The 26,904-nt window shown below is 50.5% G+C and carries 22 protein-coding genes, 1 pseudogene and 1 riboswitch; of the genes and pseudogenes, 13 read left to right on the top strand and 10 right to left on the bottom strand.

The window, feature by feature from the left end:
• The first annotated feature begins 450 nt into the window (after positions 1-450).
• Both typA and C2M34_RS03770 read left to right on the top strand, forming a co-directional pair.
• Positions 451-2,277, top strand: coding sequence for a translational GTPase TypA (gene typA, locus C2M34_RS03775; RefSeq protein ID WP_105199290.1), 1,827 nt, complete (start codon positions 451-453; stop codon positions 2,275-2,277).
• A gap of 197 nt (positions 2,278-2,474) precedes the next feature.
• Entirely contained in the window at positions 2,475-3,197 is a 723-nt protein-coding gene (locus C2M34_RS03770) for a helix-turn-helix domain-containing protein (RefSeq protein ID WP_105258103.1), read from the top strand.
• Positions 3,198-3,237: 40 nt separating this feature from the next.
• Here C2M34_RS03770 and C2M34_RS03765 read toward each other — a convergent pair whose 3' ends face one another.
• Together C2M34_RS03765 and C2M34_RS03760 are read right to left on the bottom strand one after the other, a co-directional pair.
• The gene (locus C2M34_RS03765) at positions 3,238-4,455 is read right to left on the bottom strand and encodes an NnrS family protein (protein WP_199878769.1); all 1,218 of its coding nucleotides are present in this window, start codon (positions 4,453-4,455) and stop codon (positions 3,238-3,240) included.
• A gap of 20 nt (positions 4,456-4,475) precedes the next feature.
• The gene (locus C2M34_RS03760) at positions 4,476-4,928 is read right to left on the bottom strand and encodes an Rrf2 family transcriptional regulator (RefSeq protein WP_105199292.1); all 453 of its coding nucleotides are present in this window, start codon (positions 4,926-4,928) and stop codon (positions 4,476-4,478) included.
• Between the two features lie 244 nt (positions 4,929-5,172).
• Between C2M34_RS03760 and C2M34_RS03755 the strand changes: the two genes are divergently transcribed.
• Entirely contained in the window at positions 5,173-7,530 is a 2,358-nt protein-coding gene (locus C2M34_RS03755) for a nitric-oxide reductase large subunit (RefSeq protein ID WP_105258102.1), read from the top strand.
• A gap of 123 nt (positions 7,531-7,653) precedes the next feature.
• Here C2M34_RS03755 and C2M34_RS03750 read toward each other — a convergent pair whose 3' ends face one another.
• Entirely contained in the window at positions 7,654-8,295 is a 642-nt protein-coding gene (locus tag C2M34_RS03750; protein WP_105199294.1) for a DUF2959 domain-containing protein, read from the bottom strand.
• An 86-nt stretch (positions 8,296-8,381) separates the two neighbouring features.
• Here C2M34_RS03750 and C2M34_RS03745 point away from each other — a divergent pair, with 86 nt between their 5' ends.
• Genes C2M34_RS03745 through dtd form a run of 3 tightly spaced genes read left to right on the top strand, consistent with a single transcriptional unit; the run spans position 8,382 to position 10,638 of the window.
• Positions 8,382-9,275, top strand: coding sequence for a virulence factor BrkB family protein (locus tag C2M34_RS03745; RefSeq protein WP_105199295.1), 894 nt, complete (start codon positions 8,382-8,384; stop codon positions 9,273-9,275).
• A 2-nt stretch (positions 9,276-9,277) separates the two neighbouring features.
• A complete protein-coding gene (locus C2M34_RS03740) occupies positions 9,278-10,201 on the top strand; it encodes an alpha/beta fold hydrolase (RefSeq protein WP_105258101.1) in 924 nt (307 codons plus the stop codon).
• Positions 10,201-10,638: a D-aminoacyl-tRNA deacylase gene (gene dtd / locus C2M34_RS03735; RefSeq protein WP_105199297.1), complete on the top strand. Its 438-nt coding sequence runs from the start codon at positions 10,201-10,203 to the stop codon at positions 10,636-10,638. The genes C2M34_RS03740 and dtd overlap by 1 nt, the downstream gene beginning before the upstream one ends.
• On the opposite strand, the gene C2M34_RS03730 is transcribed toward dtd, so the two are convergent.
• Complete coding sequence (locus C2M34_RS03730; RefSeq protein ID WP_105199298.1) at positions 10,635-11,324, bottom strand: spermidine synthase; 690 nt, start codon at positions 11,322-11,324, stop codon at positions 10,635-10,637. The two genes, dtd and C2M34_RS03730, sit on opposite strands and share 4 nt — an antisense overlap.
• Before the next feature lie 132 nt (positions 11,325-11,456).
• On the opposite strand from C2M34_RS03730, the gene C2M34_RS03725 reads away from it, so the two are divergent.
• Positions 11,457-12,353 carry a bifunctional GNAT family N-acetyltransferase/hotdog fold thioesterase gene (locus C2M34_RS03725; protein WP_105258100.1) on the top strand — a complete coding sequence of 299 codons (897 nt, stop codon included), beginning with the start codon at positions 11,457-11,459 and terminating at the stop codon, positions 12,351-12,353.
• A gap of 77 nt (positions 12,354-12,430) precedes the next feature.
• Here C2M34_RS03725 and C2M34_RS03720 read toward each other — a convergent pair whose 3' ends face one another.
• The 6 genes from C2M34_RS03720 to C2M34_RS03695 form a co-directional block, all read right to left on the bottom strand.
• A complete protein-coding gene (locus tag C2M34_RS03720; protein ID WP_105258099.1) occupies positions 12,431-13,471 on the bottom strand; it encodes a phospholipase A in 1,041 nt (346 codons plus the stop codon).
• A 150-nt stretch (positions 13,472-13,621) separates the two neighbouring features.
• Complete coding sequence (locus C2M34_RS03715; RefSeq protein ID WP_105258098.1) at positions 13,622-14,734, bottom strand: succinylglutamate desuccinylase/aspartoacylase family protein; 1,113 nt, start codon at positions 14,732-14,734, stop codon at positions 13,622-13,624.
• A gap of 4 nt (positions 14,735-14,738) precedes the next feature.
• Entirely contained in the window at positions 14,739-15,944 is a 1,206-nt protein-coding gene (locus C2M34_RS03710; RefSeq protein WP_105258097.1) for a PLP-dependent decarboxylase, read from the bottom strand.
• The gene (locus C2M34_RS03705) at positions 15,944-16,684 is read right to left on the bottom strand and encodes a 2,3,4,5-tetrahydropyridine-2,6-dicarboxylate N-succinyltransferase (RefSeq protein ID WP_105258096.1); all 741 of its coding nucleotides are present in this window, start codon (positions 16,682-16,684) and stop codon (positions 15,944-15,946) included. The genes C2M34_RS03710 and C2M34_RS03705 overlap by 1 nt, the downstream gene beginning before the upstream one ends.
• A 7-nt stretch (positions 16,685-16,691) precedes the next feature.
• Positions 16,692-17,588 (bottom strand): 4-hydroxy-tetrahydrodipicolinate synthase, encoded by an 897-nt coding sequence (dapA, locus tag C2M34_RS03700; protein ID WP_105213482.1) that lies wholly within the window; start codon positions 17,586-17,588, stop codon positions 16,692-16,694.
• A 128-nt stretch (positions 17,589-17,716) separates the two neighbouring features.
• Positions 17,717-17,907, bottom strand: a riboswitch (Lysine riboswitch).
• A gap of 131 nt (positions 17,908-18,038) precedes the next feature.
• A complete protein-coding gene (locus C2M34_RS03695) occupies positions 18,039-18,914 on the bottom strand; it encodes a TraB/GumN family protein (RefSeq protein ID WP_105258095.1) in 876 nt (291 codons plus the stop codon).
• Positions 18,915-19,407: 493 nt separating this feature from the next.
• On the opposite strand from C2M34_RS03695, the gene ilvG reads away from it, so the two are divergent.
• From ilvG to C2M34_RS03665, 6 genes and pseudogenes are all read left to right on the top strand, one after another.
• Entirely contained in the window at positions 19,408-21,069 is a 1,662-nt protein-coding gene (ilvG, locus tag C2M34_RS03690; RefSeq protein WP_105258094.1) for an acetolactate synthase 2 catalytic subunit, read from the top strand.
• Positions 21,066-21,308: an acetolactate synthase 2 small subunit gene (ilvM, locus tag C2M34_RS03685; RefSeq protein ID WP_105199307.1), complete on the top strand. Its 243-nt coding sequence runs from the start codon at positions 21,066-21,068 to the stop codon at positions 21,306-21,308. Before ilvG ends, ilvM begins: the two co-directional genes overlap by 4 nt.
• A 50-nt stretch (positions 21,309-21,358) precedes the next feature.
• A pseudogene (locus C2M34_RS03680) lies at positions 21,359-22,281 on the top strand (branched-chain amino acid transaminase).
• Positions 22,282-22,365: 84 nt separating this feature from the next.
• Positions 22,366-24,222 (top strand): dihydroxy-acid dehydratase, encoded by a 1,857-nt coding sequence (gene ilvD, locus C2M34_RS03675; protein ID WP_105258093.1) that lies wholly within the window; start codon positions 22,366-22,368, stop codon positions 24,220-24,222.
• Positions 24,222-25,778, top strand: a complete 1,557-nt coding sequence (gene ilvA / locus C2M34_RS03670) for a threonine ammonia-lyase, biosynthetic (RefSeq protein ID WP_105258092.1) — start codon at positions 24,222-24,224, stop codon at positions 25,776-25,778. The genes ilvD and ilvA overlap by 1 nt, the downstream gene beginning before the upstream one ends.
• 30 nt (positions 25,779-25,808) lie before the next feature.
• Positions 25,809-26,882 (top strand): ABC transporter substrate-binding protein, encoded by a 1,074-nt coding sequence (locus C2M34_RS03665; RefSeq protein ID WP_234000061.1) that lies wholly within the window; start codon positions 25,809-25,811, stop codon positions 26,880-26,882.
• Positions 26,883-26,904 lie beyond the last annotated feature (22 nt).

Genomic DNA, 26,904 nt, shown 5'->3' with positions numbered 1-26,904 from the left:
TTACTGCAATTGTGCACTCATAAGCTTAAATCGTGCCAACTATTTAACTGCATGTTTTTAAGGGGTTTTAATTAAACGTGTTATTTCAATAAAGCTATTATGCACCCTTTTGGTGCGTAGTTGCATTGCTTTGGTGCATTTGTTTTGCCCTTTTTTAAGCCATGGTTTACGGCTCACTCAAGGCTTGTTTTAGATTAAAGCGCTTACCTTGTGCAAGGTGCAATAGGTTAGCTGAAAAATACCTGCTAAGATTTTTCTGTGGTTGATTTTTATCCATACTAACGGTGCGTTATGACAATTAGGTCACAGTCACAGAAAAATAATGTTGGATAAACTTTCATCTAGTGACGTTATAAGGGATAATACGCGCCCTTTTAAACCCAACGCAGGTAGTTGTTTGCCGAGCGTGGATCCTCTAGGAACAATGAGGCTTGCCTCTTAAGTAGATATATGAGCATCGAAAAGTTAAGAAATATCGCGATCATCGCGCACGTTGACCATGGTAAAACGACTCTGGTTGATAAATTGCTTGAGCAATCGGGCACACTGCAAACTCGCGGTGGTAACGAAGAGCGAGTGATGGATTCTAACGACATTGAAAAAGAGCGTGGAATTACCATCTTAGCTAAAAATACGGCAATCAACTGGAACGATTACCACATCAACATCGTAGATACTCCAGGACACGCCGACTTCGGTGGTGAAGTAGAGCGCGTTCTATCGATGGCTGATTCAGTACTTCTTCTTGTAGATGCTCAAGAAGGTCCTATGCCGCAAACGCGTTTCGTTACGCAGAAAGCGTTCGCACAGGGTTTGAAGCCAATCGTTGTTATCAACAAAATCGACAAGCCTGGTGCTCGTCCTGATTGGGTTATGGACCAAGTATTCGATCTATTCGATAACCTAGGTGCAACTGACGAACAGCTAGACTTCAAAGTAATCTACGCGTCAGCTATCAACGGTTGGGCAACATTAGATTTAGATGAGCCTTCTGACAACATGGAACCTATGTTCCAAGCGATCGTTAACGAAGTTGAAGCGCCGGATGCTGATCCTGAAGGTCCATTGCAGATGCAGATCTCTCAGCTTGATTACAACTCATACGTAGGCGTAATCGGTGTTGGTCGTATCAAGCGCGGTACTGTTAAAGTGAACCAGCAAGTCACTGTTATCGGTGCTGACGGTAAAACACGCAACGGTAAAGTTGGCCAGGTATTGACTTACTTGGGTCTAGATCGTCACGAAGCGCAAGAAGCAACTGCGGGCGATATCATAGCTATCACAGGTCTTGGTGAGCTGAAAATCTCAGACACTATCTGTGACGTAAACAATGTTGAAGCGCTTCCTCCGTTAAGCGTTGACGAGCCAACAGTTACCATGACCTTCTCAGTAAACACTTCACCGTTTGCTGGCCAAGAAGGTAAATACGTGACTTCACGTAATATCCGCGAGCGTCTTGACGCTGAGCTTGTTCACAACGTAGCACTACGTGTAGAAGACACTGACAACCCTGATAGCTTCCGTGTATCAGGTCGTGGTGAACTTCACTTAGGCGTATTGATTGAAAATATGCGTCGTGAAGGTTACGAGCTTGCAGTTTCACGTCCTGAAGTAATCCTTCGCGAAGTGGATGGTGTTCTTGAAGAACCGTATGAAACAGTAACAATCGACTGTGAAGACGAGCACCAAGGCTCAATCATGGAACAACTTGGTCTGCGTAAAGCGGAAATGACCGACATGTCTCCAGATGGTAAAGGCCGTATTCGTATGGACTTTATAGTTCCTAGCCGTGGTCTAATCGGTTTCCAAACTGACTTTATGACGTTGACGTCTGGTTCAGGTCTGATGTATCACACATTCGATCACTACGGTCCTCATAAAGGCGGTAAGATTGGTCAACGTAAAAACGGTGTATTGATTGCTAACGCGCAAGGTAAAGCGTTAACTAACGCACTATTCAACCTACAAGAGCGCGGTAAACTATTTATCGGCCATGGTGTTGAAGTGTATGAAGGTATGGTTATCGGTATTCACAGCCGTGACAATGACCTAACTGTTAACGCCCTTAAAGGTAAGCAGTTAACCAACGTTCGTGCATCAGGTACTGACGAAGCACAAACACTTGTGCCGCCTATCAAGATGACGCTAGAGCAAGCGCTTGAGTTCATCGATGATGACGAATTAGTAGAAGTAACGCCTGAAAGCATTCGTATTCGTAAGCGTTTCCTAACGGAAAACGAACGTAAGCGCGCTTCACGCGAAAGCAAAAAAAGCTAATTACAGCGAATAATGAAAAGCCCGCACATTGCTGCGGGCTTTTTTGTGCGCCTTGAAAAGTTGTCGCCGCAAACGTCAGTTAATTTCTAGATGCTTGTGTAGCCCATTGAATATTCTTGAGTATTCATCACTATTCATGTTCTTATTCTTTAAGGAATTAGAAAGACTTGAGCTGACTATTAACATGGAGAGCAGAAATGAGTTTAGGAACTGCAATAAAAAATTTGCGTCAGCAGTATCAATTAAGCCAGCCCGAGCTGGCGGTCAAGGTAGGCATTGAGCAAAGCTATTTATCCAAAATTGAAAATGATAAATCGACCCCTTCTCAAGATATTTTTGAACGCTTATTAAGTGCATTCAATCTTACCTTGGAGCAATTTATGGCGCAGTGGGGTGAAGACATAGACCTCGGGCAGCTGAACCAAATCACGCAAACCAAGCAATATCTGCAACAGCAGCAAAGTGCGATACAGCGCCGCCGAGCACAGATACAGATTTGGGCCATCGCCCTGGTTGCATTAGGCTGCGCACTTTTTTATTGCGCCCACAATGCCTTACTGTTCCCGGAGCGACAAATCGTTTACGAGTCGCAAGGGGTGATAAAAGACTCTGAGCCGGACGATGTTTTTTCAAGATGGCGCCATTTAATACCTGATGAGCAAGACCACGTAGAAGTGGATAAAAAGCGAAAGGAAATGTCTCTGCGAGCCGATAAAACCTATAGATACAGTTTTGATATGCTAGGGATAAAATTTGAAGAGCAGGTTGATGGTGGAAGACGGGTGTTTTTCCATAGTACCGTGATTGAACACCCAAGGACGATAAACGGTGTGCTGACCTTTATCGCTGTGTTTGCTTTTGTCAGCGGCGTGATGCTGGCCGTAACGCCTGTCTTAAATGGGCGAAGGAAAAAGCGTTAGGCAGAGACGGCGTATTGACGCCGTCTTGTTTATGTCATGCTTAACCATCGCGGCCATCCACGCGGGGCTTAAATACCACGGGGGCATAGGCGATGATATAAATCAGGTAGGCAAGGGTCCACAAGAGTGCAGACACCAAGATTAGGCTTTGATACTGGTCACTCACCAGGGGCGCAAACACCCGGATCACAAAGGCGCTAAACAGGGCGATAAAGGCGCTATTGATCACCCAGCCTACCTTGATCATGCGTCCGGTATGACCGAGAGACACCCGAGATATCATAGCCAATATCATTAATCCCATGCCGCCAACGGTAATGGCATGATAGGCCAAAGAAGGGTTGCTTAATACTTCCAGTCTCATCAGCCCCAGCATCAACAGGCCAATACAAATGGCCCAGTAGCTGAGATGCAGCGGCCATACTAAGGCGGTCCCAAAGGTAACCCAGATGCGCCAGCGCCAGGCGCGCACAAAGTTAATCAAGGCCGCAGCGATAAAGGCCATACCTTGCAGTGCAATACCTTGTTCGCTGTTGACCAGGGTCAGCAAAGCGCACACCAATACCGAGATGATAGCGGCCTTATCCAGCCACAGGATATTGTCTACTTTTGGAGTTTGTGTGCCATTAGCGGTAAACATGGGGAATACCCGACCACCGATAATCACCATTACCAAGGCCACCATTAACACCATGGTATGGCTGAGGGTAATAAAGTTCAGCGCTACCCACTGAAGCTGGGATAAGTGCATTAACAGGTTAAGAGCCGCCATCATTAGTAACAGGGGCACAAAAAACAGGTTGCGCACTAGCTGAGCCTTGATAATGGGTAAGGCAAAACACAGTGCCGCGGCGGGTAGAAAGGCGATATCCACGGCAATCACTAGGGCACTGGGAACCCATGAACCGGGCAGGGCCATCAGTATTCGCGCACTTAACCAGAGTAACACCAGGGCTGCCAAGGGCTTGCCCTTAATGCTGGGCACTCCGGTCCAATTCTGCACCGCGGTCAATAAAAAGCCCGACATAATGGCCACGGCAAAGCCAAACAGCATTTCATGGGTATGCCAGAAATAGCCGCCGCCATAAGGTGAAAACGCTAGGTGACCCGTATAGGTAAGGCTCCAGGTGATTATGCTGAGCATGCCAAACAGGGCGCCAAGCCAAAATAGAGGTCGAAACGCTAAGCGCATAAAGGCCCAACCACGGGCCTTTTCATCGGGTTCTGCAATTTGTCCACTGGGTAGTAACACGGCCATGACATCCTCTCTTTGTTATCTCAAAATTTAGATGGTTCGCTTATCTGTAGTAACTGTTTGAGCTCTGAATCCGTGTTCGAATTCACCAAATCGGCCAGGGTGAAATTATCTAAATGGGCAAAAAAACACTCCATGGCCTGCGCCAAAATCCCCTTAAGCTGGCAGGCGGGAGAGATCACGCAGTGATTATCTGCACCAAAACACTCTACCAGGGTCGAGTCCTGCTCATGCAGGCGCACCAGTTCGCCTATATTGATTTGCGCCGGCTCGCGGCTTAGGCGAATACCGCCATTTTTACCTCGGGTGGCAGTGAGGTAATCCTTATTACTCAGCACCTGTACCACCTTCATCAGGTGGTTTTTGGAGATCTGATACTTATCGGCCACCGCCTGTATGGTGACCGTCTCGTCCTGATGCAAGGCTGCATAGATCAGGGTGCGCAGCGAATAATCGGTAAAGCGGGTGATATTCATTAACGAAAGACCTTAGCGTCAAAGCGCCTTTGATGATATTTAAACATGTATTTATTTTACATCTTTGGGTGTGATGTGTAAACTTCCTGAAGATTCATTTTGAATGCATGTTATTGAGGTTCCGTTGGAAGCTTATCTGAGTTGGCCCGTCGACCCTATACCCAGGGTTGCAGCTCTTTTATTCGCTAACCGAATTAACTTTGAAAACAAGACCTTATTCACAAGGGTTTAAGGAAGAAAGACGATGAGAGAATATAAAAAACTGTGGTGGACGCTGCTTGGGGTGCTCGCCGTTACTTTCGCCATTCTCGGCTATTTTGGTCGTGAGGTTTATCGTGTTGCGCCGCCTATTGCCGAGCAGTTTGTTAGTCAGGATGGTCAGGTTTACACCTCTAAGGATGCGATTTTAGATGGGCAAACGGCCTGGCAGTCGGTCGGGGGGATGCAACTCGGCTCAATTTGGGGGCATGGTGCCTACCAGGCGCCAGATTGGACCGCCGATTGGCTGCATCGTGAACTCGTCCAGTGGCTGGATATTGCTGCTCAAGAGGCACATGGAGTAAGCTTTGATGACCTGTCTGAAGAGCTACAACAGCCTTTACTCTGGGCACTTAAAAAAGAGTACAGGACCAATACCTATGATCAAAATACGGGTACGGTAACTCTGTCTTCCCGTCGCCTGGCTGCCATTGAGCAAACGGCGGCTTATTACCATGCGCTGTTCGGTGGCGACCCGTTATTACAGCAAACCCGTAAACATTATGCGATGAAAGAAAGCACTTTGCCCAGTGCAGAGCGTCGCGAAAAACTCACCGAGTTCTTCTTTTGGACGGCTTGGGCTGCGGCCACAGAGCGCCCCGATGGTTCGTCTACTTATACCAATAACTGGCCTCATGAGCCGCTGATCGATAATGAACCCACTGCGGAAAACCTGGTGTGGTCGATTGTTAGCGTTATCTTGCTGATCGCCGGTGTTGGTGCGCTCGTTTGGGCCTGGTCCTTCCTGCATAAAGATGAAGAAGCACCGACTCCGCCTAAGCAAGACCCCATAGCATCATTTTCCCTAACAGCATCGCAAAAAGCTTTGGGTAAGTATCTATTTCTGGTGGTGTCCTTATTTACTTTCCAGGTCTTACTGGGTGGCTTTACGGCACACTACACGGTCGAAGGGCAGGGCTTTTATGGCATTGAAACATCACAATGGTTCCCATACAGCCTAGTGCGTACATGGCATATTCAAGCAGCACTGTTTTGGATAGCAACCGGGTTTTTGGCTGCCGGTCTTTTCCTCGCTCCCATTATCAATGGTGGGCGTGACCCCAAATACCAAAAGCTGGGGGTAGATATCTTATTCTGGGCCTTAGTGGTCGTTGTCGTTGGCTCATTTGTTGGTAACTACCTGGCTATCGCACAAATTATGCCTGCGCATTTAAACTTCTGGTTAGGGCATCAGGGTTATGAGTTTGTTGATCTGGGCCGCTTATGGCAGATAGGTAAATTTACCGGCATAGTCTTTTGGCTGGTACTGATGTTGCGAGCGATTCTTCCTGTGTTTAAGCAAGAAGGTGATAAAAACCTGTTGGCTTTATTCTGCGCCTCGGTAGTGGCTATTGGCTTATTCTATGGTGCCGGTTTCTTCTATGGTGAACGCACCCATATCTCGGTAATGGAGTACTGGCGCTGGTGGATTGTCCACCTTTGGGTTGAAGGCTTCTTTGAGGTGTTCGCAACTGCGGCATTGGCCTTTATCTTCCACAGCATGGGCTTGGTTTCTAAGCGCTCTGCAACAATAGCTTCTTTGGCGTCTGCATCGCTCTTTATGCTTGGAGGCGTGCCCGGTACATTCCACCACTTGTATTTCTCAGGCACAACCACACCTGTGATGGCGGTTGGTGCAACCTTTAGTGCGCTGGAAGTAGTGCCCTTGATAGTGCTAGGTCATGAGGCGTGGGAGCAGTACAAGCTGAAAGAACGTAGCCCTTGGATGGCAAACGTAAAGTGGCCCTTGATGTTCTTCATTGCCGTGGCATTTTGGAATATGTTGGGCGCGGGCGTGCTGGGCTTTGCCATCAATCCGCCTATTTCCTTGTACTATGTGCAGGGCTTAAACACTACGGCAACGCATGCTCATGCAGCACTATTTGGCGTGTATGGTTTCCTTGCTCTGGGCTTTACCCTGTTGGTACTGCGCTATATCCGCCCAAGCATGCAGTTTGATGAAAAGCTGATGAAAACGTCATTCTGGTGGATGAATATAGGCCTTGCTCTAATGTTGTTTACCAGTTTACTGCCTGTGGGCTTAATTCAATTTTATGCTAGCGCTTCCCAAGGTCTGTGGTATGCCCGCTCAGAGGCATTATTACAAACCGATGTCTTGGTGGCATTGCGTTGGATCCGCACCATTGGCGATGTGGTATTCATTATTGGTGCCGTTGCGGTTACCTGGCAGGTAGTTAAAGGGGTCTTTGGCCTAGATAAGGATGAAGCCTTGCCTGTGACTACAGGGGGAGCTTCTGCTGCCTTCGCGGGCGCAGAACTGCAAGAAAGTGAGAAGGGTTCATGTTGCGGTGGCTGCGGTCAAACCAATGAAAGCGCAAGCTAATTAGCCGATACAAGTAAAAAAGGAGTCGCAAGACTCCTTTTTTTAATACCAATTCTGTTAAGTATGTGAGCACAACCTTTAGCCCGCTAGAATGATGGCTGTTTAAGTGAATTAGTATCAGGCTTAACCTTGGTTCATTTGCTCGATAAAGCGGTTAGAGTCGGCGATAGAGCGGTTCATATCATCTATTAGCACCTTGATATCGCGCTGCAGGTTGGCAAATTCGCCCTTGATGGCGGCAATGGCCTGAGCATTCAGGTTATGCTTCAGATAAAGCACATTGTCTTGCAGCGATTCCAGCACCGGCTGCATTTTTGCTTCGCTGGCACGCATGGAGCGCAGCAACTGGGCAAACTGACGCTCAGTGGCGCGCAGCTTTTTCGTGCTTTCGCGTTTTAAAGACGCACTTTTGTATTCTTCGAGTTCGTCGGCCCATTCCTCAAACAAGGCTTCGGCCACATCTTCAACCTTATCGATATTGGTGCTGACCTCTTCAGCGGCCGCCAAACTTGCCTCATAATCATCGTTCAGTTGTTCATAGGCGTCTTGCAGATCGCCACCGTCAAAGTTGATCAGGGTGCTTAGGCGCTCAAGGGCGGACTGAAACTCTTCTTGAGACTCTTGTTGCGATTCCTTGGTTTCTTCCACCCGGTCGACAAGAATATCGCGCTTGTGTACGCCTACGGATTCCATGGCCGAATAGTAGGCAGATTGGCATGCGCTAAGGGAGAGAAAAGCCGTTGCTAGGGCTATTTTTTTGAGCATTTGAGTGTCCTGTCTCTAAACTTGATACTGTAAATTATGTGGCTGATTGCTATGATAAGCAAAAGATTTTCTTCTTTGAGTTCGCAATGAAGTGGGATAGTGACAAAATAAAAACAACCCTGGCAATTTGGGTTAAAGCTCAGCCGCGCTGGTGGCGCTACTTTTTTACCCGTTGTGGTGAAGACCAGATCGCCGTGAATGCCGGCTACCTGGCTTATGTTACCTTATTATCCCTGGTGCCTTTAATCGCGGTGGGTGTGGCTATTTTTTCCGCCTTTCCCGGCTTTGAAGACATACGTATTAATATCGAAAACTTTATCTTCACTAACATGGTGCCTACCTCTACGGATGTGATCAAAGAGCATATAGGTGCCTTTACCGGTAATGCCAATAAGATGACCGCGGTGGGGATAAGCTTTTTGGCGGTTGTGGCGCTGTTTTTGATTCGCAATATAGATGCCACCTTAAATCGTATCTGGCGCATTAAGAAAAAGCGCCCGGCGATGATTTCCTTCGCCGTTTATTGGATGGTGCTCAGCCTTGGCCCCGTGCTGCTTGGTCTAAGCATAGGCGCGACGTCTTATATAGTGTCTCTGGTGTCCTTTGCCGATGAAGGGATCCCCGGGTTCAGCGGCTTTGTGATTAAGTCGCTGCCTTATGTGATGTCCACCGCGGGCTTTATAATGCTCTATACTCTAGTACCTAACACCCGCGTTCCCTTTAGGGCGGCGATCCCCGGCGCTATTTTTGCGGCGCTGCTGTTTGAGCTGACCAAGAAAGGCTTTGCACTGTATATCAGTCATTTTCCCTCGTACGAACTGATATATGGCGCCTTGGCTACCGTGCCTATTTTGTTTGTCTGGGTTTATCTGTCGTGGATTGTGGTCTTGCTGGGCGCGGAATTTACCGTATGTATTAGTGTGAGTCGGCCACCCATTGACGATATCGTTGCCGAGGAGGTTGCCGCTCGCAAGGAGTGAGCATGGCGTTCAGCTATCCTATAGACGCGCCGCGGCAGGTTTATCATCTTGCCGTGGCTCATGGCCACCAACTCGAAATTGAAGAGCATGGTAATCGCGACGGCTTTCCTGTGTTTGTCTGCCATGATGGCCCCGGTGCAGGCCTTAATCGCGCTCCTTGTGCCTATTTTAATCCCCGTCATTATCGTATCTTTCTCTACAGCCAGCGCGGCTGTGGTAACTCCACCCCGCATACCTGCGAGCACAACAATCTCGATTTATTGATTGCCGATCTGGAGCTGATACGTGAGCATTTCGGTTTAAGCCGTGTAATTCTTGCCGGTGAAGGTTTTGGCGCCATGTTGGCGCTGAGCTATGCCTTAGCGCATCCTCAGCAGGTGTCCGCGTTATTGTTATGGGCGAGCTTATTAGGTACCCGCGAGGATTGTGCATGGAGCTTGGGCTCATCTGGGGCGGCGGCACAATTTTATCCGCAGCAGTATCACCTCTTTAATCCAATACTGCTTGCCCCGGACGAGTTGGTAGATGACTACTATCAACGCCTTTTCGATGCCAATGAGCTGGTTCAAATAGAAGCCGCCAAAGCTTGGGGAGCCTGGCAGCAGCAATTGGGGCGGCAAACCATGGAGCATGATAATCATCTGCAGCTGACAAAATTGCATCTGCACTATCGGGTGAACCGCTTTTTCTTAGCGGAAGAGCAGTTGCTGAAAGGGGCTTACAGCCTCAACAAGATGCCAACTTATATGGTTCATGGCCGTTATGATTTACGCTGCTCCTTTGCCCAGGCACAGCGTTTGGCAAATGCGCTTCAGGCCCAATTGCAGATAGTCGCCGAGCTTGGTTGCACTCTCGAAAATGAGGTATATTGTCAGGCTCTATGTCGGGCGACCGACCATTTGTATCTGCAGTTAAAGAGGTCTTAGTGCAAGGATTAATTCAGCGTGTAAGTGGCGCCAAAGTGGAAGTGGAAGGCAAGCTAGTCGGGGAAATAGGCCAGGGCATTTTATTGTTGCTTGGGGTAGAGAAAGCCGATGACGAAGCCCAGGCGGATAAGTTGCTGCACAAGGTCAGCAATTACCGGATTTTCACCGATGAGCAGGGCAAGATGAACCTCAGCCTTAAGGATATAGGCGGCCAGCTTATGGTAGTGTCGCAATTTACCCTGGCAGCGGATACGAAAAAGGGCATGCGCCCGAGTTTTTCCAGTGCCGCAACTCCAGATCAGGCTACCCACCTGTATGAATATTTTGTCGCCAAGGCGCAGGAGCAAGGGATCAGCGTAGCCACCGGCCAGTTTGCGGCAGATATGCAGGTGAGTTTAACCAATGATGGTCCGGTCACTTTTAACCTAACGGTTTAGCGACTGATAAAGAGCAAATGATTGGCGTAGCCGGGCACAGTAATAACTTTTGCCGCCTTGCCAAAGGTGGCTGCAAGCAGCTGTTCTAAGCGTGTTAACTGGCTGTGATGATGGGCTAGAAAGTTAATAAAAACATATCCGTGCGGCGCCAATGCTGCACTCAAAAGCTCGTAAAAGCGCTGCTGGAATAAAAACATCGGCGCATCCAGCTCACTAAATAAATCCAAGATCAACCAATCAAAACGACCGCAGCGGTTAAGCGCTTGCTCGGCATCAAGGCAGCAGAGGTTATCGCTTTGCCCGGCACTAAAAAAGCGTTTATAGCAGTGGATCACTTGGGCATTATGTTCCACCGACACCAGCTCGGCCTCGGGATAGGAGTATTGCAGGTAATTACGAATGGCGCCGCCACCAAGGCCCAGCTCCAGCACCCTTTGCGGCTTTTTAAGGGTTTGCCAGTATTGGGCCAGGATATGCAGATGGGGGAGCAGCAATCTTTGTGGTTGATTGGCGACAATGACGGATTGCAGGGTGTGATTGAGCAACAGCCAGCGAAACTCTTGCTGTTGTCGCACCTCAAGGCGGGTGCCCCCTTGGCGATACCAATAAAGTAAATGCCCCAGGTGGGCGCAATTGGTAATAAAGTGCCTGGATGCGGCATCATTGTGTATAAGTGCAGCTTTCATTAGCTCAGCATAGACCCATACTGTTAGCCGTGCATAATCATTTACGCTTGTTTGGCTAGTTGTGCTTTAGTGTTATTTGCCCTAAGCGTTAAATCTTGTAAGGTGGATGGCAAAAAAGTGATTGGAGGAAGTATGTTCCAGGTAACCACCCCACAAAGTAGTGATGATTGGCAGGCGTATTACCAACTGCGCTGGCAGGTTTTACGAGCGCCTTGGGATCAGCCTCGTGGCAGTGAGCAGGATGATTTAGAGCAGGAATCAGAACATCGCTTTATTAAAAATAAAGAAGGTGAGGTGCTTGCCGTCGCCCGATTACATTTTAACAATGGCCAGCAGGCTCAGGTGCGCTATATGGCGGTGGCTGAAGAGCACCGAGGCCAGCATTTAGGCAGCCGTTTATTACATGAATTAGAGAAGGTTGCCTGGACGCAAAATGCCGATGAGTTGGTGCTCTTTGCCCGCGAGCGAGCACTTGAATTCTATAGGCGTCATGGCTATGAATTAAAAGAAAAAGCGCATTTGGCTTTTGGCGATGTGCAGCATTGGCGCATGGTTAAGCAACGCCCCAGCGAGCCCGGTTGGTTCCGTCACCCGGACTGGACTCAGGTGCTGCAAAATACCTGGCGTGAATCCATCCCCATCAGCGATAAGATGGGCATTAAGGTGGAATCCTACACGGATTGGCAGTTTAGTGTGGTGGCCGATCTGGATGCCAATATCAATGTGCACAACACCATGTTTGCCGGTTCAGTGTATTCCATGGCAACCCTGGCTGGATGGGGGGCCACTTATCTTGCCTTGAGAGAGGCAGGTAAAGAGGGCGACATTGTTTTAGCCGACGCCAATATTAAATACCTCAAGCCAATTAAGTCACTGCCCAGAGCGCATGTAGATCAACAGGTATGTGAAGGTTGCTTTGAGCAGCTGGAAAGTGATGGTAAAGCCAGTTATAAGGTACCGGTGAAGATTTATGATGGCGACACCCTGGTTGGCGAGTTTGAAGGGCGCTTTGTTGTTATAGCGAAATAGCCTTTACCTCGTTAACTCGATAATATCGACAAAAAAGCCAGCATAATGCTGGCTTTTTTAATGATAATGGCTGCTTTTTACAGCAAGTCAGTCAACAGGATACCCACGCCAAAGCGTTCGATATCGGCGTTATAGTCGATCATGCTTTCGCCATAACCGTTGAAGTATTGGGCATAGCCACGCAGGCGGCCCCAAAGCGGGAAGGACCAATCAAGCTGTAAGGCACCACGGTTGTCCGAGTTTAGGTTATTGCGCAGCATAAAGCTGACCTCGTGGTCTTCAAAGCGGCGCACTCCGCGAAACTCAAAGTAACCCATGTACTTGTGAATATCCGGGTTATCATCGCCCTTGGCTTCCATCGGATCGTCTTTTTCGTCTTCGGGAAGGCGGTACCAGGGCTTGAAGCTAAATACATAGCCGTTTTGTTCCCAGATAAAGTTGGCATAGACGCGGTTCCAGGAGCGCGAGTAAGGCTGGCTGCGGCCGTTAGACTGGTGTGAAATCCCCAAAGCTACGGCAAGCTCATCGCCCCACCAGACGTTTTCTTCATCCAGGTAGTTAATCCAGAAGATTTCCGGCTCATAGTTGGTCTCGCGAAACGGCGAGGAAATATCGTCGTTATAAAACTGCCAGTACGATTGCAGGGTGACGGCGAAATAAACGGCCTGATCCTTGTCGCTAAAATCGTCGAAAACTGGAACTTTAAGCGAAAGCTGGTATTTAATTTCGACGTTATCTAGGTTTTCGCTCTCGTCATTTGTGGAGAGGTTTTCAAGATCAGCACCAAAGGGCTCCTCGTTGGGATGCTTGATATAGGTGACGGGCAAAATATAGTTACGATTGTGCGGGGTTATCACGTTACGGTTTTTTTCCGTCACTTGCTCGCGAGCCTTGCGTTTATCTATGGCGCTGAGTTGTTTGCTTACCTCAAGTGCAGTGCATTTTTCTCGCAACTGGGCGAGAGTTTGCTCGCCATCTCCGGCAATGGCTTCATTGAGAATACATTGCTTAACGATATTGAGTTCTTCTTGCTGGTAACTTTTTTCTTCAGCTTCCGGTTGAGCGGCCCAGAGCTGTGTGCTCGTGGCTAAACCGGCAATAAGATAGCGCCAATCCATAACTTACCTGTTATTTAATTGTATAAGGTACAAGGAATTATACTGTTAGTGCGATACTTTCGCAGCACTTGCGTGAATTTAGGCTGAAAAAATGGGCGGCTAGGCCGCCCATTAGCAGTGAGTACCTCTCACTGACTCTCACGCAATCGGTTATAACTCGAAGGTATTAGTAAAGAATTTGTAGAGTTCGGTGCCCTGATTCACACTGGCCGAGGCAAAGTGCAAAATAGCGATGGCATCCTGGTCGAAACGCAGGGTATGAAGTGGCTCTTCACTTAAATAGCGCTCCATTCGAAGAATGCGGGCAAAGGCATCACCCGCCTTCAGGTGCTCGCCCAATCCTGCCAGATATTCGATCATCCCGCCCATGGGCGCATAATAGGCCACATAGTCTTTCAGATAACAGGCGTGGCGCTGCATGGTTTTAGGCTGATAGGCCGCATCCACAAACACGCCCTGATAATTCAAATAGCTTAGTATGCTTTGTGCATCGTCCAAGGCTTCGGTCAAATCAATGCGCTCCTGTGAGCCCAGCTCCACCGTGTAGGCTTCTACTGGTACTTCGAAGTCGCGGCCCTGACGTTTTAGCTGGGTTTGCAGCTGCCACCAGGGGCAAAATGCCGCTTCATCCATGGCGCCGTCGAATTCATTGGGGATCAAGAGCACGTGCTCAATATTAAAATAACGGGCGCTGGCACGGGCATACTCGGGGCAATACAGGTGCTTGGCGGAAATAGGACCTGTGTGCAGGTCGAGTACTATATCCGCCTTATGCGCTAGGCGTTGTAGATTCAGGGCGATACGCTTACCGGTAGTTAAGGCATGCTGTGGGCCGTTTAAACGCTGCTCCACTTCCTCAACCAAGGCCGCTTTAAAGGCGTCCCGCAATTCTTGATCGGACAGGCCGTCGCTTTGCTCGGCAAAACGCCTTACCAGCTCGGTATTGTAATGATATAAGCGGTTCCAGTTTACGCCGGTAATGGGGTCGAAACGACCTAGGGTAAATTCCCCCGACTTTTGGTTACAGCCGATGGGGTTGGCATAAGGAACCAGGGTGATATCGCCCCGTAACCCTAAGTTTTTAAGTTGCTCAAGCAGCTGATAAATAACCGCATTACCCTGTACCTCGGCGCCATGCATATTGGCCTGAATATAGACGCTCTTGCCACTGCCATCGCCTTTTAGGCGGTACACGGGAATGGTCAGGGGTAAACCATTGGCGATTTCACCAACCTGAATATTTTGTTGCTCAATTTTGTTCATGCGGCTATCTCAAATAACTACTGGGCGCAGCGCTTTCGCGCAATAGGTGTAAATTGCCGTCGGCTATTACATACTCGGCCGCCAGCGGGTGGCAGAGGAAAAACGGCATACTCTCGGTAAAGCCATAAGCACCGGCCTGAAAAAACACCAGCCAGTCTTGCTCGTTAATATCTTCGGGGAGCATGTGCGTGCCCAAAGAATCCAATGCCGTACATAAGGGACCGTGAATATTGAAGGCCCGGGTCGGCGCTGTACTTGTTCGCAATAGGGCGCAAGGGAAAGCCTGGCCTGCCACAGCAGGGCGCAGTATATGATTGATGCCACCGCTGACAATTAACTGCTGCTCGCCATAGTTTTCCTTTTGCTCGACTACGGGATTGAGGTAATAGCCACATTCGGCCACCGCATAACGACCTAGCTCCATCCATAGCTCCTGCACGCCGCTTTCGCGCTTGATTTGCTCAAGCGCCGTCAGTACATCCTGCCAGGCCAGGGGCTCACTTTCGTCGTCATAGGGCACGCCCAGACCACCACCTAAGTCCAGCACCTGCATGGCAAAGCCAAGCTGCTCACTTAGGGCCTGAAGTGGCGGCAGCATTTGTTGCCATAGATGTAATAGCTTGTCGGCGCTAAGCATATTGCCCCATTGGAAAATATGCACGCCGATACAGGTCAGTGCCGGATAGTCCGCCAGGTAAAGGCCATGCCACTGCTGCGGGTCGAGACCAAAAGGGGTGAGGGTATCACCGCCCAAGGGGTTTTTTTCACCCTTGGGCCAGCGCAATTGCACCCGCAGTAGCAGCTTAAGCTGTACCTTATGAGTCTGCGCCGCTTGGTTTAGCCAGCGCACTTGATTAAGGCTTTCGGCCACAAAGGTGCGCACGCCAAGGGCGATAAACTCATCGATTTGTCGCTTTGATTTCGCCGGGCCGGTATTCAACACCTGCTCCGGGTTAATTTGTTGTGCCAGTACCTGATGCAATTCGCCACTGCTGGCCACGTCAAACTGAAAGCCCGCCTCGGCCAGGGTGCGGATAATACGCGACAAGGGGTTGGCTTTAACCGCATACCAGAGCTTGACCACGTCTTGGGCCATCAGCTTATCCAAGTGCTGGCGTAAGGCGTCAAGATGGTAGACAAAGCATGGCTCCATCTGCTCTTGGGCGATGCACTCAAGGTGCGTTTGCAGCTCGGTACCGACAGGAAGCATTAGCGTAATACCTCTTCCAGCGCGAGTGATGCATCGCTTTGCTCATCGCGGTATTTCACGATTAGGGCACAACTCATCGACAAGCCTTGTTCACGCCCCCAGGCGCTTGAGCTTGGACGTGAGCCCGGGATCACTATGGCGTTTTCCGGGATGGGTTCCCCCTTGTCGAGCTGACGCTCATTGACACAGTCGTACACCGGAATGGTGGCACTTAGGCGCACACCCGGCGCCAGTACTGCGCCTTTTTTCACTACCACGCCTTCAACGATAACGCAGCCGGCGCCAATAAAGGCGTCGTCTTCGATCACCACAGGGCTGGCACCGATAGGCTCTAATACGCCACCGAGTTGCACCGCAGCGCTAAGGTGCACATTTTTACCCACCTGAGCACAAGAGCCCACAAGCGCATGGCTGTCGACCATGGTGCCTTCATCGACAAAGGCGCCAATATTGACATAGGCCGGTGGCATTATGATGGTGCCAGGGGCCACATAGGCGCCGCGACGCACCGAGGTACCGCCCGGTACCATGCGAACGTTGTCTTCGGCGCTAAAACCGCGCGGTGCCAGGTTGTCTTTATCGACAAAACCGCCAGGGAATTCGGTATTGGTGCCGTTTTTAAAGGCTTCAAGAATGCCTTGCTTAACCTCGATATTGGCCTGCCATTGACCATTTTCGTCTTGTGATGCGGCGCGAACGGCGCCCGTTTCTAAATTATTAAGAAGTTCTAACCAGCTCATGAAAATATTAAACCTGTGTTGAATGCCAAGATGTGATGCTGTCGTGTACGCGTAAAAGTGGTCGTAAATCGCTTAGCTCCGCATGAGTTAACGGGGCGCGCAGAGTTGGCGTATTGATGCGCCCAAGGGCGTGTAACAAGTACTTTGTCGGAATCGGGTTGCTAACATGAAAGAGCGCCGCCACCGCCTCGCGCCAATGCAAAAAGGCATTGTGGCTTTGCCCTTGCAAGCTTAACTGCACAAAACGGTGCGTTGCTTGCGGCCACACGTTGGCAGCAACCGAGACCAAACCGGCGGCGCCGGCCTGAGCGTAATAGGGGATCAGTGCATCGTCGCCGCTGAAAATAGCCAGTTGCGGTGCCGCAAGACGATATTGCTCAAAGCAGTCGATGCTGCCGCTGGCTTCTTTCAGTGCCCAGCAGCGCGGGTGATCTTGCAACTTGCCGAGTACCTGTGGGTCCAGGCTGACCGCGGCGCGGCCGGGGACGTTGTAAAGCATGCAGGGGTGTTTGCTGGCATCAAGCAGAGCGCGAAACCATAGCTCTTGCCCTACTGGACCGGGTTTGGCATACAAGGGGGCGCCAAGCAAATAGGCGTCTATCGGGTAGTCATTGCAAAAGGTCAGCCATTGGCGCTGTGCTTCAAGGTTGTAGCCACCTACACCGACCATAATCGGGGTGTTCAGTTCCAGGGCGCAAATGTGTTGCACCACGGCTTGTTGCTCGGCCAGATCTAGGGCAAGGGCTTCGCCTGTGGAGCCCAGGATCAACACGCCATTACCGGCTGCCGCTTGCTCTTGTGCCAGCGCGCTTAGGGCGTCAAAGTCTATACCGCCATCTTCAAGCAGCGGGGTGATCAGTGCTGTCCACAGCACAGTGTGTGATAACGATTGAGTAGTTGTCATCTCATCCGAACTTAGTGCGAGTTCGAGAGCAACAAAGGGAAGTGGTTTCCGCATTCGCCGACTCGAACAGGTTAAATTCGAAGAGCGAATGGGCTTAGACGTAACAAAGCCTGCCGGCCTGTTATGTTAAGACCAGAAGCTCTCCACCAAATATATAGCAATGTGTGCTATTGGTGACAGTCGCCGGGATTCAACCCAAGCGCCCGAGGGAGTATTAAGCAATTTACCTCACCTCTCGGCGTACATCCCCCTCATTATGAGTCGTTGGAGTTTGCTCTCCTCATCATAACTACCTGGATGACGCACCTCTTCTAGCCCTTGCGGCCATCTAAATGGCCGAATCAATAGGGTGCTTTTTTATTCAAACACTTTCCATGCCACGCTGTCAACGCCCATGGCGACACAAATTTTCACGCCTCCCCATGTTGTTTGGCGCGCATGGGTTTGAAATTAGATGCGCGAGACCTTAAAACCTTGTGCCTGTAGCAGCTTGATTAAGCCGTTTTCTTCACCCAGATGCAGGGCGCCAACGGCGATAAATAATGATTGCTTCTGCAGTGTTTTTTCCAATTGTTTTATCCACTTATGGTTGCGCTCAATTAAGAGTACATGTTCATTAAGCTGGCCATATTCGGAGTCGTCGAAGGACTGTTCATAGGCCTCGGTGAGCACGGATGTCTCGCCCTTTTTCCAGCCGTTGATCAGACGTAAAAAACTCTCATCAAATTGATTGAGCTGGCGGAAGGTATCGGCAACCATGAGGTCCGAATGCTCTTCTAGTACGGTAAACATTTCCAGTTGTTGTTCGAGAGATTCCAGCTCGATAATGGCCTTGTTTTTTTGTTTGGCGCTGGCCAGTACTTGCTTATCTATGCCGAATTCGTCTGAATAACCGGCATTTTGCAGCTCAATCTGCATCATTGTCAGTAGCACGGCCCAGGGTTTTAACGAGGAAAACATCTTGATATTAATATTTTTTTCGCCAAAGTATTGGTCCAGCTTCTGGTAGCTTTGCGGGCTTAGCTCCGAGTCCAGAGTACGGCCATTTTGCAGCATTAAAAACGGCATGGAGCGCTGTTGAATTTGCACCGCAGACAGGGCAGTTAAATCAACTTCCACCACCACAGCATCGCTGTTGCTTATGGCTTTTTCTATCTTTTTTGGCAGGCCCTTCATGCTGGTGTCGCCAACATGTACTGTGCCGAATAAGTACGAGGTTTTTCCCTGCTTTTCCACCTGCCACAAAGCCGGTGTCAGTTCGGCGAAAGCGGGCTGGGTAAAAATAATAAACAGGCAAAAGAGCCAAAATGCAGTTAATTTTTTCATCGTGTCATCCTTAAACTAGAGTCGCCTCTGAGTGTACCCGAGTTAACTCATAAAACCCATTGACCGAAAAATAATTGCGAGAAATTAATCAGCTAGTGCTATCGGTAAGTGAAGGTAAGTTATATGCAGTTGAGGGCTGTAAGGTTGATAGGTTTAAATTTTAGGTTGTTTAAGGGATTTTTTATGCTTTTTAGTCCTTCTTTGATTGGGATTTTGCATTGTTTTTGTAGTTGACTTACACAGGTGCTCGCGGTACTAATAGAAAAAGAGCGACGGCCCAGCCGTCCATTAGATTTTTTAATTAGACTTAGAACGAATTAATTTATGCTTAACCTGCTATCAAGCCTAATCCTAGTGATTAACACCGTGGTGATTATTATTACCGCGGGGGCTTCGTAGTGCGTTAAAAAATTAACACGCTTAAGGCCCCCCGCACTGAAAAGTTCGGGGGGCTTTTTCGTTTCAGGGCCATCACATTGAGGAATGAGGAACAATGACCGGCGCAGAATTAGTAGTAGAGATATTGGCAAGGGAAGGAATAAATGAGGTATTTGGTTACCCAGGCGGAGCCATCATGCCCATTTATGACGCCTTGTATGAATCTCAGGTAACTCACTATCTTACTCGTCACGAGCAAGGTGCCGGTTTTGCCGCAGTAGGCTACGCCCGTAGCAGTGGTAAGTTGGGAGTTTGTATGGCCACTAGTGGCCCGGGCGCAACCAATTTGATCACCGCTTTAGCCGACGCCATGATGGACTCTGTGCCTCTGTTGGCGATCACAGGTCAGGTTCCCACCGCCGCCATCGGCTCCGATGCCTTCCAAGAGGTGGACGTTTTGGGCATGTCGCTGTCCTGCACCAAACACAGCTTTATGGTAGAGCGCAGCGAAGATTTGGCGCCCATACTGCAACAGGCCATTCATCTTGCTCAAAGCGGTCGTCCCGGCCCTGTGCTGGTGGATATCCCCAAAGATATTCAAATGGGTGAAGCTCGCTATCAGCCCTGGCTGGCCGATAGCGAGGCGCGACAGCAGCCGTGTCAGGAACAGGTGAACAACGCCAATCAGCTACTCAGCGAATGCCAGCGCCCGGTCGCGTATATCGGTGGCGGCGTTCAGGCCGCGGATGCGCAAGCCCAACTGATGCAGTTTTTGTATAAAACCCAGATGCCGGCGGTACAAACGCTAAAAGCCCTAGGCAGTGTGACACCAGACTATGAACTGAACCTTGGCATGCTAGGCATGCACGGTGGTGAAGCAGCCAACCTGGCGGTGCAGCAATGCGATCTATTGTTGTGTATCGGCGCACGCTTCGACGACCGGGTGACCGGTAACCTGACTAAATTTGCCCCCAATGCCCAGGTTATTCACCTGGATATAGATGCCGCTGAGGTGGGTAAACGCAAGCCTGCCGCCGCCTCTTTGGTGGCTGATTTAAAAGCCTCTTTGCCGCAGCTGCACTGTTTTGTCACCGAGCCGAATTGGTGCGCGCATATCACCGCCTTGGCACAGCAGCATGCATGGCGCTATGACTATCCTGGAGAAACGGTTTACGCCCCAGCCTTGTTGAACAAACTGTCACAGCGCTTAAGTGCCGATGCGGTGGTTTGTTGTGATGTGGGTCAGCATCAGATGTGGGTGGCCCAGCATATGCAGTTCTCTCACCCCAGCAATCACTTAAGCAGTGGCGGTGCTGGCACCATGGGCTTTGGCCTGCCGGCGGCCATAGGCGCCAAAATAGCGCGCCCGAACGATATGGTGCTGACAGTATCCGGCGATGGCTCAATCATGATGAATATCCAAGAGCTGGCCACCATACGCCGCAATAACTTGGATGTGAAAATTGTGGTGATAGATAACCAGCGTCTTGGCATGGTACGCCAGTGGCAGCAGTTATTTTTCGCCGAGCGCTACAGTGAAACTAATCTTTCGGATAACCCGGATTTTGTCGCTTTGGCGCGAGTATTCGGTATCGATGGACAGTGCATCACCCATCATGAGCAGGTAGATGAAGCGTTAGATGCCATGCTCAGCAGTAAGGGCCCGTATTTACTGCATGTATGCATAGACGATAAAGACAATGTTTGGCCCCTGGTTCCACCGGGTGCCGCCAATGACCAAATGATGACCCAAGCCAATAGCGAGAAAAAACCATGAAACACCGTTTAACCCTAAACTTAGCGAATCAAACCGTGGCCGTGGAGCGTTTCCTGCGAGTGGCTCGTCACCGTGGTTTTAAACTGACCGCCCTGGAATTGGCCTGTGACCAAGATCAATTTGCGGTCAATATCACGGTAGATAGCGATAAACCTATCTATCTTTTAACACAGCAGCTCAATAAATTAGTAGATGTGCACAGTGTCACCACGGCACAGCTACAGCAACAAGCAAGTTAGTCCGCGTCCAATGGCAACGCGAGAATTGAATTTTAAAGAAGGTACAACACATGACACAAAGCTCTGAACTGATTTGGCATAACGGCGAAATGATCCCCTATCAGCAAGCAACGACGCACGTATTAAGCCATGCGCTGCACTATGGCAGCTCGGTATTTGAAGGTGTTCGCGCCTATGACACGCCAAACGGTCCGGCAATTTTCCGTTTAACCGATCACCTTAAGCTCTTTATGATTCGGCCAAGATCTACCGTATGGAAATTCCCTTTACCTTAGAGCAACTCACCCAGGCCTGTAAGGATGCGGTAAAGCAAAATGGCTTTAGCGATGCTTACTTGCGTCCGTTTGCATTTTTGGGTCATGTGGGCCTGGGGATCAACCCTAAATCCCGTGTTGCCGATGTCACCGTTGCGGCGATGCAATGGGGTGCCTATCTGGGCGAAGACTCATTGGCGCAGGGTGTGGATGTGTGTATTTCTTCTTGGAACCGTCTGGCTCCGAATACCATGCCAACCGCCGCTAAAGCAGGTGGTAACTACTTGTCATCACAGCTTATCTCAGGTGAAGCCAAGCGTAACGGTTATGTTGAAGGCATCGCCTTGGACACCAATGGCTTGCTGAGTGAAGGCGCTGGTGAAAACCTCTTCGTGATCAAAAACGGTGTGCTTTATACCCCGCCGACCACAGCCTGTATCCTGCCTGGCCTGACGCGCGACACCATAATGACGCTGGCTAAAGAGCGTGGTTTTGAGGTGCGCGAAGAGGCAATTGCTCGTGAAGCCTTATATCTGGCCGATGAGTTTTTTATGACAGGCACAGCGGCAGAAATCGTTCCGGTGCGCAGCGTGGATCAGATCCCTGTTGGTCAAGGTGCGCGAGGCCCTATCACCGAAGAGCTGCAAGCAGCATATTTTGCTTTGGTTAAAGGGCAAAGCCCAGACCCTCGCGGCTGGTTGGAATACGTAAACGACTAAGTTTGTGGCAGCGCATGGGCGTTGCCGAATTTTTGGGAATGAGGAAAGCCGATTCAGTGAATCGCAAAAAATATCGAGGTAACCATGGCTAAATTACGCAGTGCAACAACAACCGAAGGACGTAAAAGAGCGGGCGCCCGTGCCCTGTGGCGAGCAACCGGGATGACCGACAGCGACTTTAAAAAACCAATAATCGCTGTGGTCAACTCCTACACGCAATTTGTGCCAGGACACGTGCATCTTAACCAGCTCAGCGATCTGATGGCGCAGACCATTCGCGACGCCGGCGGCGTACCTCGTGAGTTTAATACCATAGCCATAGACGATGGCATCGCCATGGGCCATGGCGGCATGCTTTACTCCTTGCCATCACGCGACCTCATTGCCGACTCGGTGGAATACATGGTCAATGCCCACTGTGCCGATGCCATGGTGTGTATATCTAACTGCGATAAGATCACCCCGGGCATGATGCTGGCCGCGCTGCGTTTAAATATTCCGGTGATCTTTGTCTCCGGCGGCCCCATGGAAGCGGGTAAAACCCGTTTGGCCAATATAGATATCAAGCTGGATTTGGTGGATGCCATGGTCAAGGGCGCCGATCCTACGGTTAGCGATGAAGACTCGGAGCAGGTTGAGCGCTCCGCCTGCCCTACCTGTGGTTCCTGCTCCGGCATGTTTACCGCCAACTCCATGAACTGCTTGCTCGAAGCCTTAGGTCTGGCTCTGCCTGGTAATGGCACCACGCTTGCGACCCACAAGGATCGTATGCAGCTTTATGTGGAAGCGGGTCAGCGTATCGTCGATTTATGTAACCGTTTTTATGGTGATGATGATGCGTCTGTACTGCCGCGCAATATCGCTAATCAGGCGGCCTTTATGAATGCCATGACCCTGGATATCGCCATGGGCGGTTCCTCTAATACTGTGTTGCACTTACTGGCCGCGGCGCAAGAAGCCGGCGTTGACTTTGATATGACGGACATAGACAGACTGTCCCGCAGCACGCCATTCCTTTGTAAGGTGGCACCTGCCACCCAGCAATACCATATTGAAGATGTGCACCGTGCCGGTGGCATCATGGCCATACTCAATGAGCTGGCCAAGGCCGATAAGCTCGATTTATCCGTAGGTCATGTGGCAGGCAAGAGTTTGGCCGAAGTGATCGCCCGTTTCGATGCTACTGACTCAGAAAATACTCAGGCGCAAACCTTCTATCGCGCCGGCCCGGCAGGTATTCGTACTACAAAGGCTATGAGTCAGGATTATCGCTGGAAGGAGCTAGATCTGGATCGCCAGCAGGGTTGTATCCGCAGTGTTGAACATGCCTTTAGTCAGGACGGCGGTTTGGCCGTGCTCTACGGTAACCTGGCGCCAAACGGCTGTATCGTAAAAAGTGCCGGCGTTGCCGAGGACATGCTGGTATTTACCGGTACCGCCCGGGTTTATGAATCTCAGGATGATGCCGTCGATGGCATTCTTGAGGGCAAGGTACAAAAGGGCGACGTGGTGATCATTCGCTACGAAGGCCCTAAAGGTGGCCCGGGTATGCAGGAAATGCTTTACCCCACCAGTTATCTTAAGTCCATGGCCCTAGATAAAGACTGTGCGCTGATCACAGATGGCCGCTTTTCCGGCGGCACCTCAGGCTTATCCATCGGCCATGTCTCGCCAGAGGCGGCCAGCGGCGGTGCCATTGCCCTGGTGGAAGATGGTGACCAGGTGGTGATAGATATCCCCAACCGTGGCATCAACCTGGCGCTGAGCGAAGAGCAACTTGCAGAGCGACGCGCCCAGCAAGAGGCTCGTGGTAAGCAGGCCTATAAGCCGCTTGCTCGTGAGCGTGTGGTGACCCCGGCTCTTAAAGCCTATGCCTTGCTTGCCACCAGTGCCGATAAGGGCGCGGTGCGCGATCTGCAAAAGCTTGAGGAGTTAAGCTGATGGCGGCCACTGAACTCGATTATTTTCGCGCCATCATACAGGCTAATATGGAGCCCCTGGTCAAGGTGACCGAGGTCAGTGAACTCAGTGCCTTGGAAGCCAAGCTGGGTTCAAAAATCTGGCTTAAACGGGAAGATCAGCAACCCGTATATTCCTTTAAATTGCGCGGTGCCTATAACAAGCTGAGCAAGTTACCCAAGGGTTCTAAGGTGGTTACCGCCTCGGCGGGCAACCATGCCCAGGGGGTGGCGCTAAGTGCCACCGAGCTGGGTCATCAGGCCACTATCGTGATGCCCTTGACCACGCCGCAGATCAAGGTGGATGCGGTGCGTAATTTTGGTGCCGAGGTGATACTTCATGGTCATCATTTCGATGCCGCCAAGGCTTATGCGCTGGCTCTTGCCGAGCGTCAGGGGGCGGTGTTTGTGCCACCCTTTGATGACCCGGATGTGATCGTCGGCCAGGGCACCATAGCCCGCGAACTGATGCAGCAGTTGCCCGAGCTGGATGCTGTGTTTGTGCCGGTCGGCGGCGGCGGTCTACTCGCCGGCATGGCGGTCTATATCAAGTCTTTGCGCCCGGACATTCGCGTTATCGGCGTTGAAGCCGAAGAAAGTGCCTGCTTGCAAGCGGCCATGGCCGCCGGGAAGCCGGTGGAACTGGAGCGCGTCGGCAGCTTTGCCGACGGTGTGGCGGTGAAGATCATCGGCACCGAAACCTTTAGGCTGGCGCAGCAGTTTTGCGATGAAGTAGTCACCGTCAGCGGCGATGAAATTTGTGCTGCGGTACAGGATATTTTTGTTGGCACCCGCGCCGTGGCCGAGCCTTCCGGCGCCTTGGCGCTGGCCGGTTTGAAAAAATGGGTGAATAACTCGGGTGTGAAGGGGCTTAAGCTGGCGGCTGTGCTTTCCGGTGCCAATCTCAACTTTGACCGTTTACGCCATGTCGCCGAGCGCACCGCGCTGGGTGAGAAAAATGAGGCCCTGCTGGCGGTCACCATTAAGGAAGAAAAGGGCAGTTTTAAGCATTTTTGTCAGTCCTTGGGCGGCCGTGCCATCACCGAATTTAACTACCGTTATGCCGGTCCGGGCGAGGCACAAATCTTTGTGGGTATCGGTCTGCGCCAGGGCGCCAGTGAACTGCAAGAGCTGCTGGCAGCCCTTGATCAGCAAGGTTACGACTATGTTGATATGTCGGATAATGAGCTGGCTAAGCTGCATGTACGTTATATGGTCGGCGGCAAGCCCAGCGACCAGCTTGAAGAGCGTTTGTTGCGCTTCGAGTTCCCTGAATATCCTGGCGCCTTAGCGCGCTTTTTGGATACCCTGGGCAGTAAATGGAATATAAGCCTGTTTCATTACCGCAACCATGGAGCTGCCACCGGCAATGTACTGGCGGCATTTGAGGTGCCCGAGGTGGAGCTGGGGGCCTTTAACCAGCATTTGCAGCGTTTGGGCTATCAATACATAGATGAAACGCAAAACCCTTGTTATCGCCAGTTTTTGGCCCATCGCCAAGGTGGCGCAACTGGCAATATCAGCGAAGCTTGCTTATAGTGGAGTAGTTAACGTAATCAGGGATGAATCGTGAACAAAGCCACCGTATTCGCTAGCTACTGTGTTTGCTTCTTGCTGCTGTGCACCATGCCATGGGCTTGGGCTGACTCCCCCACAAACGTAACCTTACAGCTTAAGTGGCAGCATCAGTTTCAGTTTGCCGGATATTATGTTGCCAAGGAGCTGGGCTATTACCGCGATGTGGGTTTAGAAGTCAATATAGTACCGGCGTCGCCAACGGACACTGATACCATGGCCAAGGTGCTCAGTGGCAAGGCTCATTTCGGAGTGACTCACTCGGGCATTATCAAGCAAAGGTTGGAAGGCAAGCCGGTGGTGGCACTGGCGGCCTTATTGCAGTCTTCAGCCTATTGCTGGCTGGTGCGTAAAGACTCTGGCATTTTTAATCCCGAAGACTTTCAAGGCCAGCGTATCAGTTTGCTGACCAAGGGCGAAGATGCCGAGCTAATGAGCTTGTTGGATCATCGCCAGGTTGATGTTGAGGTGGTAGAGCATCTTGGCAAGTCCAATTTAGATGCCTGGCTGGCGCAAGAAATTGACGCCATGCAGGTGTATGTCACCAATGAACCCTATCAATTAAGCCAGTTGGGCATGGACTATCGTTTGGTGTGCCCAAAACGTTATGGCCTGAATGTATATGGCGATGTGCTTTTTACCTCGAAACACCTGATTACTCACTCCCCTGAGGTGGTTGAACGCTTTTATCAGGCGAGTATGCGCGGCTGGCGCTATGCCTTACTGAATCTCGACCATGCCATTGCCCTTACGCAGCAACATTACGCTCCCAATAAATCCTTGGAACAATTGGCATTTGAGGCGGATCAGCTCAAGCCCTTGATCATGCAGTCGGGGAATTCCATAGGGGCTATGTCGGATGCCCGTTGGCGGGTGATCACTGAGCTCTACCATTTAGAGTCGGATAAGCTGGCGAAGCATTTTGATGGCTTTATTTATCAGCCATCGCCGCCGCACTCACCGATGAATTTATCCTGGATGATGGTGCTGGCTCTGGTGATGATGATGGTGGCGGTGCCTGCCTATCTTCATTTATTTTTCTGCGCTCGGCACTCCAAGAAGGCATAGAATTACTGCGGCGTACCGGCAC

The sequence above is a fragment of the Pseudoalteromonas sp. T1lg88 genome (genome assembly GCF_002964765.1).
In the GTDB taxonomy this organism is placed as follows: Bacteria; Pseudomonadota; Gammaproteobacteria; order Enterobacterales; family Alteromonadaceae; genus Pseudoalteromonas.
Note: the sequence above shows the minus strand (reverse complement) of the source record. Positions and strands in the feature narration are given on the sequence as shown.